Source organism: Pseudomonas sp. TCU-HL1 (assembly GCF_001708505.1).
Classification (GTDB): Bacteria; Pseudomonadota; Gammaproteobacteria; order Pseudomonadales; family Pseudomonadaceae; genus Metapseudomonas.
Map to the genome: position 1 here is coordinate 2,206,608 of NZ_CP015992.1, position 12,287 is coordinate 2,218,894.

Below are 12,287 nucleotides of genomic sequence, written 5' to 3' on the forward strand. Positions count from 1 at the left end.
GGTGTCGATGGGGGGAGCCCCGGATGTGGGGTAATCAATACCCGCTTCAATATTCGCCAGACACTATTGGAAGTAAGCCAACGTTTCTCCCGCCTTATATCTCCGCACTTGAGTTCAAGTTTTCAGGAAGTTGAGCCAGTTGTTTCGACGCCCAATACTGGGTCACCAAAGTCGGTTTAACTTTCCGACTAACGACTTGATACGGTTGCGTGTCCCTGAGGGCTCAACAACGCTGAGGACGCGGAGGGCCACTCCCCTGGAGTGGCCGGCCTCCGCAGGTACGGCGTTCTTCGCCAGGGCGTCCTGGTACACCTGGGCAACTGCCAGCGTGTGCTGTTCCTGACTGGTTGGCGCCGCGTTTCCCATTACTCGTCCGCACTTGGGTAATTGCCCGAGGCTCGTCCTCGTGGTCAGCGCCCAGGCATTTCTACGGCTGAAACTTCACCCGCATAGAAGGGCAATGTCATGCGCATAACAGCCACAACAGTCGCAGTTTCGCTGATTCTGGGCGTTGGTTTGCAACCGGTCCGGGCGGCACTCTACGCGGTGGACCGGGAAGCCCCGACCCGCGCCAATGGTTTCTTCGCGGCCTGGTACCAGGATACTCATGGCTGGGCCCTGGACCTCTGTCTGTCCAGGGCCCAGAGCTCCCGCGTGCCCGGCAACTACATGTGTACATTGCTGCCCAGTCCCGGGGTATTCGACGACACCCAGCCCATCAGTTTCCCCAGCAACTTCCCTGACGAGGCCTTCTGGTTCACGGGCGATGCCGCAATCACCGATGCCGCCAGTGGCATCGACCTGCTGTACGTGTCTGCGGTGGAGGCGGCCTTCAACGGTGAGTTGCCCGCCGAGAACGACCAGGTCAGCTTCGCCCGGATTCGTATCCGGGTGACCGTGCCCACGGCCGGTACCTACACCGTGACCCACCCATACGGCGTGGACGTGTTCCGGGTCGATGCACCTGGTACGCGCGCCATCAACATGACCCGCGATATCGGTATTGGTGTGCCGGGTGATTTCCAGGGCGCGCTCAAGGGCGATGTTGGGCCGTTTCTGCGCAGCGTCAATGGCCCTTATCAGGAAGCCAACCCGGATACGGGGCTGGTGGAGAACTTCGTCGGCGACCCGAACCTGACCGAAGAGGTCACGGGCAGCCCGTTCGGCACCAACTTCGTGCGCATCGAAGGCCCCGGTGGATTGCGCCTGGAAACCCGGCTGTTCGCCGTCTCCGGCAAGCTCTCCAGCGTCCAGTTGCCGACGCCCCTGCAGGTTTCCCGCACCACCTATTCCCGTGGCGAGAACGGGGCAGGGCAGACGCAGCAGGATGTCTTCGTCCTGGCGCCACCGCCGGGGGGCAGCGCCAGCTTCACCGACGCCGGTGGTACGCCCACGGTCATGCAGGGCACCGTGCTGGGTGCTTGGTATGGCCAGTCGGGCCGCGATCCGGGCGGCCCCGGCAGCGTCAGCATCAGCGCGGACAACTCGGCCGTGGTGCCGGGCAGCCTGCCCACCAGCAAGACCAGCGCGTTGGTGGACGTGGTGACCATTGGCCGCGCCGAGTACAGCCTGGCCAACAACATGCTGACGGTGGAAGCCGTCTCCAGTGACCGCACCGGCCAACCGGGGCTGACGGTCGACGGCGTCGGCGCTCTGGTCGGCGGTCGCCTGCAGCAGGTGGTCACGCCGATTCCCCCGGCGCGCGTCACGGTGATCTCCGCCAACGGCGGCCGCGACACCGAAGACGTACGGATTCTTCCCTGAGCGCAAACCCCAGATTGCTATGGAGATTGTCATGCACAAGTGGCCAGTAGTTCTTGCGATGGTAATGGGGCTGGGTGCCGGAAGCGCACAGGCCCAGCTCGCCGCGGTCGACCCGGGTCCGTACACCGCGGCGACCGGCGGCTTTCCCCTGTGGTACCAGGACCGGGCGGACCCGGATGCGGCGAAGCTGAAGCTCGAACTGTGCCTGTCCAAGGCGCAGAGCTCGCGGGCGCCGGGTAATTTCATGTGCACCCTGTTGCCCAGCCCCGGTATTTTCGACGAGACCAAGCCCATTGTCTTTCCGGGCAACTTCCCCGACGAGAGTTTCTGGATGCTCGCCGAGGCCCAAATCGACGATCCGGGCAATGGCATCGAGCTGGAAGCCTATGTCGCTGGTGTCGAGGCGGCCTTCGCCAGCGAAGTGCCGCGCCAGGGCGACCAGCAGAGCTTTGCGCGCATCCGCATCCGGGTGAATGTGCCGGTGGAGGGCACCTACCGGGTGGTCCATCCCTACGGCGTGGACACGTTCAACGTCACCGCCCCCGGACGTCGCGCCATCAACATGACCCGCGACATCGGCATTAGCGCGCCGGGTGATTTTCGCGGTGCTCTGGCCGGCAACGTCGGTCCGTTCCTGGTCAGTCGCAATGGTCCGTATCGGGAAATCGATCCGCAGACCGGAGTGCTGGAAACCTTCATTGGCGACCCCAACCTCACCGAGCAGGTTACCGGCAGCCCCTTCGGGACCAACTACGTGCGCATCGAAGGACCCGGTGGGCGCGTGGCCCAGACCAACCTGTTCAGCCTGTCGGGCAAGGTCCTCAGCAGCCGCGCGGGTACGTCCCTGGAAGTCCCGCGTGCCAGCTACAGCCGCAGTGCCGGCCGTACCTGGATCTCGGTCTTTGGCAATTCAGTCGCTGGCGCAAGCCTGTGCTTCCGCGAGTCCATCGACTTGGTGGGCGATCCGCCGTCGCCCTGCCAGTTCCAGATGACCGGCAGCGACAGCGGCACGTTCTTTGGGCTGGACAGCAACCCGGCCAGCTTGCCGCCGCAGATCGTGGTGACTGCCACCGACAGCAGCGGCCAGACTGCGCCGACCACCCTGAGCCAGCCGCTGATGGACTCGGTCGAAATCAACTCGGCGCGGTACTCGGCTGCAGATCGCACCCTGATCATCGAAGCGCAATCCAGCGACGAGGTGCAGGTGCCTGTCCTGGCGGCCGAAGGCTTCGGTGCGCTGACCCGGGCAACTGGCACTCAGCAGCGCCTGGTTGCGGTGGAGGTGGCGCAGCCGCCAGCGTTCGTGACAGTGAAGTCCGCGGCGGGTGGTGCGGATACCGAGCCTGTGACGGTCATCGGCGCGCCCGGTGGCCCGGCCAATCAGCCGCCCGTGGCCATGGCGGACGCCGCCAGTACCGCGCCCGGCACCCCGGTGAGCATCAATGTGCTGGTCAATGACAGCGACCCGGACGGCAATGTGCCGCTGTCCATCGCCAACCTCACCCAACCGGCGCAGGGCACGGGTAGCGTGGTCGCCAGCGGTGCTTCGGTGACCTATACGCCGCCGTCCGGCCTCGACAGCCCGCTGACTGCCAGCTTCAGCTACCAGGCGCGGGACAGCCTGGGTGCGCTCTCGGCACCGGCGACGGTCACCGTGTCCGTAGCCGGCAACCAGCCGCCGGTGGCGGGGGACGACTCGGCGAGCACTACGGCGCCGAACCCGGTCACCATCAACGTGCTGGCCAACGATAGCGATCCGGAAGGTAGCGTGCTGAGTGTGGCCAGCCTGACCCAGCCACCGACCGGGCAGGGCAGCGTTGCCGGCAACGGCACCAACGCCACCTACACGCCGCCGGCCAACCTGGCCAGCCCGCTGACCACCCGCTTCAGCTACCGTGCCCAGGACGCGCAGGGCAACCTGTCCGGTGTCGCAACGGTGAGCGTGTCCGTGGCGCCGGTACAGGTGCCGGCGGAAACCCTGGGCATCGGTTCGGCCACGGTGCGCGCAACAGGCGGCCTGGGGGGGCTGGTGTCGGGCATCCTCGGCATCCTGTCGCCGTCGGCGCGGCGCTACGACTGGGATATCAGCGGCACCACCTCGCGCCCTGTCGGCAACAGCATCCGCGTCGAGGTGACCAGCAGCTCCGGCGTTACCCTGCTGGGAACCGTGACGCCGGCAGCCAATGGCACCTGGCGCGTGACCGTCACCAACTCCAGCATCGCGCCCAGCAACAGCCCCAGCGCCACTGTGCGCTCGGCCTTTGGGACCGTGCGGACCAGCCCGGTGACTGTGCAGTAAGGGGGAGTCAGTAAACGCCCGCAGGCCGTCACGGCTGCGGGCGTTCTGCTTTTGTAGGGTGCGCTGCGCGCACCGAGATTCCTGCCCGGTCCTACAACGGCGCCAACGGCCAGCGGTCGCTGACCACGAAGGCCCGATCAGCTTCCTGCCAGATGCCCTGTCCGTCCGGAACCAGTCGCACCAGAAGGCGCGCCGGGCTGCCCGGTTCGAGTTGTTCGCGCCACTGGCGAAAATGCTCCTCGGTCCAGCAGGCGTCGGCGTCGCTGGCCGCAGGCGCCAGCCAGGCTTGCCGGGGCAGTGGTTGCCAGTGGCCGTCAGTGGTCTGGCCGAGGAAGTCGTCCAGTTCGTTCTGGCGCAACCAGTGCCCGCGCAGATGCAAGGGATTGGCCCCCTGCGGCGCCGTACAGGTGCCTGGCCAGGGGTAGAAGAGGTAGCCGCCGAGCCAAAGTTCGGCGCTGGCCGGCTGGGCGTCCAGTTGGTCCAGCGCCTGGCGGCTTTCGGGGCTGGATGACAGCGGCAACTGGTGCTGGCTGAGGTGTTCCAGCTTGAGGTCGAGGCGGTCGTGGCTGCCGGGACCCAGCCATTGCGAGGGACTGCCGCCATCGCCATGGCGCGGGCCCAGGTAGAGCTTGATCGCCAGTTCCAGGTGATGCACGCCTTCGGCGTCGCGCAGCAACAGGTCCAGCTCGCCCAGGGTTTGTCCGGCAATGCGGATCGGCAGGTTGGCCGCCAGCAGTTCGACGTCCGGTGCCTGGCTGAGGGCGAACTGCCAGAGGCGCTCGTAGTAGAGGCCCAGACGTCGATTGGGCGCCTGCGTCAGCCAGTGATCGAGCATGTCCGGTTGCCGGTCCAGCCGGTGCAGCCACTCGGCCAGGCGCTCGGGATGGCTGGCCCAGCCGCTGGCGCTCAACGGGTGGCGCTGGCGCCAGGGCGGTTGGCTGAGCAGTGGCGGTGAAAGCAGGGCCCAGGCCAGGTCGCGCACACCCGGGTGGCGCAACTGGCGGGGCAGGTCGGTCAGCGATTCGAAGGCTTGCATGTTGCGAGCATAGCCGACGGCGGTTTGCCGCTGTCCGCTGCTATCCCCCATAATTCCGCCATTCCTCTCCCTGCTATCCGCCCTGGAGCCCCATGGAGCAATTCCGCAACGTTGGCATCATCGGTCGCCTGGGCAGTCCCCATGTGCTCGACACCATTCGCCGGCTGAAGAAATTCCTGCTGGACCGCCACCTTCACGTGATTCTCGAAGACACCATCGCCGAGGTGCTGCCCGGTCATGGTCTGCAGACGTCGTCACGCAAGATCCTCGGTGAGGTCTGTGATCTGGTGATCGTCGTCGGTGGCGACGGCAGCATGCTCGGCGCCGCCCGGGCGCTGGCACGGCACAATGTGCCGGTGCTGGGGATCAACCGTGGTAGCCTGGGTTTCCTCACCGATATCCGTCCGGACGAGCTGGAAGTGAAGGTGGCGGAAGTGCTGGAAGGCCGCTACAGCGTCGAGACGCGCTTCCTGCTGGAAGCCGAGGTCCGCCGCCACAGCGAGGCCATTGGCCAGGGTGACGCGCTTAACGACGTGGTGCTGCATCCCGGTAAATCGACGCGGATGATCGAGTTCGAACTGCACATCGACGGCCAGTTCGTCTGCAGCCAGAAGGCCGACGGCCTGATCATCGCCACCCCCACCGGTTCCACTGCCTACGCGCTGTCCGCCGGGGGGCCGATCATGCATCCCAAGCTGGATGCCATCGTGGTCGTGCCCATGTACCCGCATACGCTGTCCAGCCGGCCCATCGTGGTCGACAGCACCAGCGAGCTGAAAATCGTCGTTTCGCCCAACCTGCAGATCTATCCGCTGGTGTCCTGCGACGGGCAGAACCACTTCACCTGCGCTCCGGGCGACACGATCACGGTGGCCAAGAAGCCGCAGAAGCTGCGCCTGATCCACCCCCTGGACCACAACTATTACGAGGTCTGCCGGACCAAGCTGGGCTGGGGCAGCCGACTCGGCGGAGGCGACTGATGAGCCTCGATCCTGCCCGTGGCTACGACCTGATCGGCGACGTCCACGGTTGCGCGCACACCCTGGAGCGCCTGCTCGACCGCCTGGGTTACTGCAAGCGGGGCGAAGTCTGGCAGCACCCGCAGCGCATGGCGTTGTTCCTGGGCGACATCATTGATCGCGGCCCCCGTATCCGTGAGGCGCTGCATCTGGTGCATGCCATGGTGGAGGCCCGGCAGGCGCTGTGCATCATGGGCAACCATGAGTACAACGCACTGGGCTGGAGTACGCCGGCGCCACCGGGCAGCGGCCGTCACTTCGTCCGCGAGCACACTCCGCGCCACACCCGGCTGATCAAGGAAACCCTGGAGCAGTTCGAGGGGCATCCGGCGGACTGGCGGGATTTCCTCGGTTGGTTCTACGAACTGCCGCTGTTCCTCGACGGTGGCCACTTCCGGATGGTTCACGCGTGCTGGGACGGTGAGCTGGTCGCTGCCCTGCGGGACATGCACCCGGACGGGCGAATCAACGAGGCGTTCATCAAGGCGGCAGCCGACCCTGTCAGCTTTGCCAGCCGCGTGTTCGACCGCCTGTTGCGGGGGACCGACCTGCCGCTGCCGGGCGGGATGACCCTGACCGGCAGCGACGGCTTCACCCGCTCGGTGTTCCGCACAAAGTTCTGGGCCGAAGACCCGCAGACTTACGGCGACGTGGTGTTCCAGCCCGACGCGTTGCCTGAGCAAGTGGCCAGCCAGCCGCTGTCCAAGGCGCACAAGTCGCGGTTGCTGAGCTACGGCCCGCAGGAGCCGATCCTGTTCGTTGGTCACTACTGGCGACGCGGGCGCCCGGCCCCGATTCGCGGAAACCTGGCCTGCCTCGACTACAGCGCGGTGATGTACGGCAAGCTGGTCGCCTACCGGCTCGACCAGGAAAGCCGGCTGGACCCGGACAAGTTCGTCTGGGTGGATGTGGAACGACCGGAGGAGCCCCGATGAGCGCGGTTGAAGTCATGCGGTTGCCCCTGACGGTCGATCTCACCGGTTTCGTTGCCCTGTTGCAGCGCCTGGAGGTGCCTTACCGCGTCAGCGAGGAATCCGGCGAGCAGGTGCTCTGGGTGCCGGGGGCGCAGCTGGCCGAGCAAGTGCGCGGTCTCTACGAGCGCTTCCCCGACGGCGACCCGCATTTCCAGTTGCAGCAGCAAGCGCCCCAGCAGGTGTCGCGGGCCGGATTCGTCGCCCAGCTCTTGGCCAGCCGCGTCACCAGCCTGGTGCTGCTCGTAACCCTGGTGGTGGCGGCACTCACCAACCTGGGGGACAACTTCTCCGTCATCCGCTGGCTGAGCTTCCAGGACTTCGAGGTCCAAGGCGATTACATCTACTTCACCTCCCTGGATGAAGGCCTGGCGGCAGGGCAGTGGTGGCGGCTGGTGACGCCGATGCTGATCCACTTCGGAATCCTGCACCTGGCAATGAACGGCATGTGGTTCTGGGAGCTGGGTCGCCGCATCGAAGCGCGCCAGGGCGGTCCGGTGCTGCTGGTACTGACTCTGGGCTTCAGCCTGGTGTCGGATTACACCCAGTATTTCGTCAGCGGCCCGTCGCTGTTCGGTGGCCTTTCCGGCGTGCTCTATGGCCTGCTTGGCCATTGCTGGGTGTTCCAGCGCCTGGCGCCGTGCCCCGCCTACCGGCTGCCGTCAGGGGTGATGGCGATGATGCTGATCTGGCTGCTGGTGTGCCTGTCCGGCCTGATCACCGCCTTGGGGTTCGGTGCCATCGCCAACGGCGCCCACGTGGGAGGCCTCATCGCCGGCTGCGCCACTGGACTGATGGGTGGTGCCCTGGCTCGCCTGCGCCGGTAGAATGCGCAGCCTGTCCCATTTCCCCGTGAGTGGCCCATGTCGTCGTTTGCCCATCTGATCAGCAATATCACCCAGGATGTCTACGAAAGCCTCAAACTGGCCGTGGAGATCGGCAAGTGGCCGGACGGCCGCAAGCTGACCCAGGAACAGAAGGAGCTGTCGCTGCAGGCGGTGATCGCCTGGGAGCTGAAGCACCTGCCGGAGGAAGAGCGTACCGGCTACATGGGCCCGCAGGAATGCAGCTCCAAGTCCGAAGCCATTCCCAATCTCCTGTTCAAGTCGAATTCGGTTCACTGATGCTGGAACTAGGACGCGGCGCACTGAGCAAGATGTCGGTGCGCCTTGAAGCTCCCGTGCAATACAGCTTTCGTCTCGGCGAGGCGGAAGTCGCGGTGAATCCCCTGATCGGCAGGCAACTGCGCCTGGAGTTCCTGGGGACCATCCATTGCACCCATTGCGGGCGCAAGACGAAGAAGAGCTTCAGCCAGGGCTACTGCTACCCCTGCTTCACCAAACTGGCGCAATGCGATAGCTGCATCGTCAGCCCGGAGAAATGTCACTTCGACGAGGGCACCTGCCGCGAGCCGGAGTGGGGCGAGCGCTTCTGCATGACCGACCACGTGGTCTACCTGGCCAACTCCTCGGGCATCAAGGTGGGGATCACCCGTGCCAGCCAGGTGCCGACCCGCTGGATCGACCAGGGCGCCAGCCAGGCACTGCCGATCATCCGCGTAGCCACCCGCCAGCAATCCGGCTTCGTCGAGGACCTGCTGCGTAGCCAGGTGGCCGATCGCACCAACTGGCGCGCAATGCTCAAGGGCGAGGCGCCGCCGCTGGACCTGCCGCAGATTCGCGATGAGCTGCTTGGCCAGTTGGCCGACGGCATTCGCGCCCTCCAGGATCGCTTCGGCCTGCAGGCAATCCAGCCGGTCAGCGACATCCAGCCCATCGAGATCAGCTATCCCGTCGATGCCTATCCGACCAAGGTCGTCAGCTTCGATCTGGACAAGACGCCGGTGGTGGAGGGTACGCTGCGGGGTATCAAGGGCCAGTACCTGATCCTCGATACCGGCGTGATCAACCTGCGCAAGTACACGGCCTACCAGTTGGCCATCAGCGCCGCGTAGCACCCGCCAACGTGGCGCCTGGCGCGGGGGGCTGCGCCGGTCCCGGCATTGTCATCAGGTCGGTGGGGGAATAGTCCATACTCCGACCTTGACCCATTCATCACGAGCGGCCCAGGGTTATGGGGTCGCCCCGCAATCGAAGAGACGACCATGCGCACCGAGCAACCGAAAGTCATTTACCTCAAGGACTATCAGGCACCGGATTACCTGATCGACGAGACCAACCTGACCTTCGAGCTGTACGAGGATCACAGCCTGGTCCATGCCCAACTGGTCATTCGCCGCAACCCCGAACTGGGCAACGACCTGCCGCCGTTGGTGCTGGACGGCCAGCACCTGGAGCTGCTGGCGCTGTCGATGGACGACCGCGAACTGACGGTCGCTGACTACCAGCTGGATGACAGCCGCCTGACCCTGCAACCGGTGGCCAGCAGCTTCACCCTCGACAGCACCGTGCGTATCCACCCGGAAAGCAACACCGCGCTGGAAGGCCTGTACAAGTCCGGCAAGATGTTCTGCACCCAGTGCGAGGCGGAAGGGTTCCGCAAGATCACCTATTACCTCGACCGCCCGGACGTGATGAGCAAGTTCACCACCACCGTCAGCGCCGAGCAGCATCGCTATCCGGTGCTGCTGTCCAACGGCAACCCGGTGGCCAGTGGTGCGGAGGAGGGGGGGCGGCACTGGGCCACCTGGCAAGACCCGTTCAAGAAGCCCGCCTACTTGTTTGCGCTGGTGGCTGGCGACCTCTGGTGCGTGGAAGACAGCTTCACCACCATGACCGAGCGCGACGTCGCGCTGCGCATCTACGTCGAGCCGGAGAACATCGACAAGGTCCAGCACGCCATGGACAGCCTGAAGAAGTCCATGCGCTGGGACGAGGAGGTCTACGGTCGCGAATACGACCTGGACATCTTCATGATCGTTGCGGTGAACGACTTCAACATGGGCGCCATGGAGAACAAGGGGCTCAACATCTTCAACTCCAGTTGCGTGCTGGCCAAGGCCGAGACCGCCACTGACGCCGCCCACCAGCGGGTCGAAGCGGTGGTGGCCCATGAATACTTCCACAACTGGTCGGGCAACCGCGTGACCTGCCGCGACTGGTTCCAGCTGTCGCTGAAGGAAGGCTTCACCGTATTCCGCGATGCCGAGTTTTCCGCGGACATGAACTCGCGCACCGTGAAGCGGATCGAGGACGTGGCCTTCCTGCGTACCAACCAGTTCGCCGAGGATGCCGGCCCCATGGCGCACCCGGTGCGCCCGGATTCCTTCATCGAGATCTCCAACTTCTACACCCTGACCGTCTACGAGAAGGGTTCGGAAGTGGTGCGCATGATCCACACCCTGCTGGGCGCCGAGGGCTTCCGCAAGGGCACCGACCTGTACTTCGAACGCCATGATGGCCAGGCCGTGACCTGCGATGACTTCGTCAAGTCCATGGAAGATGCCAACGGCGTCGATCTGAGCCAGTTCAAGCGCTGGTACAGCCAGTCCGGCACGCCGCGCCTGCAGGTGGAAGAACACTACGATGCTGGCGCGAAGACCTACCGCCTGACCTTCCGCCAGAGCTGCCCGCCCACGCCGGGACAGAAAGAGAAGCAGCCCTTCGTCATCCCCGTTGAGCTGGGGCTGCTGGACGGCCAGGGGCGCGAACTGCCACTGCGCTTGCACAGTGAAGCCGCCGCCCAGGGTGGCAGCCGCGTGCTGGCCTTGAGTGAGGCGGAGCAGCACTTCACCTTCGTCGACATCCCGGAGCGCCCGCTGCCGTCGCTGCTGCGCGGTTTCTCGGCGCCGGTGAAGCTGAGCTTCCCCTACAGCCGTGACCAGCTGATGTTCCTCATGCAGCACGACTCCGACGGTTTCAACCGCTGGGACGCGGGCCAGCAACTGTCGGTCCAGGTGCTTCAGGAACTGGTCGGCCAGCATCAGCGCGGCGAGCCGTTGGCGCTGGACCCGCGCCTGATCCAGGCCTTCCGCACGCTGCTGGAGGACGAGTCGCTGGACCAGGCGATGGTCGCCGAAATGCTCTCGCTGCCGAGTGAGGCGTACCTGACCGAGATCAGCGAGGTGGCCGACGTGGACGCCATCCACGCTGCTCGCGAGTTCGCCCGCCGGTCAATTGGCGAGGCCCTGTTCCAGCCACTGCTGGCGCGTTACCAGGCCAATCGCGCGGCATCTCGCGAGACTGCCTACGTGGCCGAGGCTGCGCACATCGCCCGCCGTACCCTGCAGAACATCGCGCTGTCCTACCTGATGCAGAGTGGCAAGGCGCAGGTACTGGAGGCCTGCCAGGAGCAGTTCAACGATTGCGACAACATGACCGAGCGCCTGAGCGCCCTGGCGGTACTGGTCAACTCCGGTTTCGAGAAAGAGAAGGCCGAGGCACTGGAGCGCTTCGCCGAGTACTTCAAGGATGACCCGCTGGTGATGGACCAGTGGTTCAGCGTCCAGGCCGGCTGTGGCCTGCCGGGCGGGCTGGAGCGAGTTCAGGCGCTGATGCAGCACCCGGCCTTCACCTTGAAGAATCCGAACAAGGTACGTGCGCTGATCGGTGCCTTCGCCAACCAGAACCTGGTGAACTTCCACCGGGCCGATGGCGCCGGCTACCGTTTCCTGGCCGACCATGTGATCACGCTGAACGCCCTCAACCCGCAGATCGCTTCCCGCCAACTGGCGCCGCTGACACGCTGGCGCAAGTACGACGCCTCCCGGCAGCAAATGATGAGGGGCGAACTGGAACGCATCCTCGCCTCGGGCGAGCTATCCAGTGACGTCTTCGAAGTGGTCAGCAAGAGCCTCGCCTGACGCGTCTCCGGCAGCCTGTGAAAGCAGGCTGCCATCCCTCTGAAACGCCCCCTTCACAAAGTGTTACCGGTTAGCGCTGGTAACACTTTTTTGTTACTCAAGGAAATAACTCGTCGCGCTGTTATGCGGGCAAAGTCTTAAACGCCTAGAAATGGCTTGACCAGACACCTTTTGGTATGAGCGTACATGCCCTGCAAGTGTGATCTTGAGTGACATATCGAGCCAGATCGTCCGACAAGATCGGACAGATTTTTTGAAATTGATCAGTGGATGATCAGTCACTTGTTTGACTGAATTACGTCACTCGGGTCGTGAGATTTTTCTGACGCCTATTGGTGACTTGGCACCATGGTTGCAACTCCGCTGACGATTTGGCCCTGTTTCGGTGCGTCTGGAACGGGGTGCGCTCTGCGCTGGGGATTTCCTGCCGAAGCAA

At 64.8% G+C, this 12,287-nt stretch carries 9 protein-coding genes; 8 read left to right on the forward strand and 1 reads right to left on the reverse strand.

What is annotated here, in order from left to right; genetic code table 11:
- Nucleotides 1-465 precede the first annotated feature (465 nt).
- Entirely contained in the window at nt 466-1,764 is a 1,299-nt protein-coding gene (locus THL1_RS10235; protein ID WP_069083165.1) for a hypothetical protein, read from the forward strand.
- A 31-nt stretch (nt 1,765-1,795) separates the two neighbouring features.
- Nucleotides 1,796-4,063: an Ig-like domain-containing protein gene (locus tag THL1_RS10240; protein ID WP_069083166.1), complete on the forward strand. Its 2,268-nt coding sequence runs from the start codon at nt 1,796-1,798 to the stop codon at nt 4,061-4,063.
- 91 nt (nt 4,064-4,154) lie between these two features.
- Here THL1_RS10240 and THL1_RS10245 read toward each other — a convergent pair whose 3' ends face one another.
- Nucleotides 4,155-5,099, reverse strand: a complete 945-nt coding sequence (locus THL1_RS10245; protein WP_069086469.1) for a DUF1853 family protein — start codon at nt 5,097-5,099, stop codon at nt 4,155-4,157.
- 92 nt (nt 5,100-5,191) lie between these two features.
- On the opposite strand from THL1_RS10245, the gene THL1_RS10250 reads away from it, so the two are divergent.
- From THL1_RS10250 to pepN, 6 genes are all read left to right on the forward strand, one after another.
- Nucleotides 5,192-6,079 carry an NAD(+) kinase gene (locus THL1_RS10250; protein WP_069083167.1) on the forward strand — a complete coding sequence of 296 codons (888 nt, stop codon included), beginning with the start codon at nt 5,192-5,194 and terminating at the stop codon, nt 6,077-6,079.
- Entirely contained in the window at nt 6,079-7,053 is a 975-nt protein-coding gene (locus THL1_RS10255; RefSeq protein WP_069083168.1) for a metallophosphoesterase, read from the forward strand. Before THL1_RS10250 ends, THL1_RS10255 begins: the two co-directional genes overlap by 1 nt.
- Nucleotides 7,050-7,916 carry a rhomboid family intramembrane serine protease gene (locus THL1_RS10260; RefSeq protein WP_069083169.1) on the forward strand — a complete coding sequence of 289 codons (867 nt, stop codon included), beginning with the start codon at nt 7,050-7,052 and terminating at the stop codon, nt 7,914-7,916. The genes THL1_RS10255 and THL1_RS10260 overlap by 4 nt, the downstream gene beginning before the upstream one ends.
- A 36-nt stretch (nt 7,917-7,952) precedes the next feature.
- Entirely contained in the window at nt 7,953-8,213 is a 261-nt protein-coding gene (locus THL1_RS10265; protein ID WP_069083170.1) for a YeaC family protein, read from the forward strand.
- Nucleotides 8,213-9,043 (forward strand): DUF2797 domain-containing protein, encoded by an 831-nt coding sequence (locus tag THL1_RS10270; protein ID WP_069083171.1) that lies wholly within the window; start codon nt 8,213-8,215, stop codon nt 9,041-9,043. Before THL1_RS10265 ends, THL1_RS10270 begins: the two co-directional genes overlap by 1 nt.
- A gap of 150 nt (nt 9,044-9,193) precedes the next feature.
- Entirely contained in the window at nt 9,194-11,851 is a 2,658-nt protein-coding gene (gene pepN, locus THL1_RS10275; protein WP_069083172.1) for an aminopeptidase N, read from the forward strand.
- Nucleotides 11,852-12,287 lie beyond the last annotated feature (436 nt).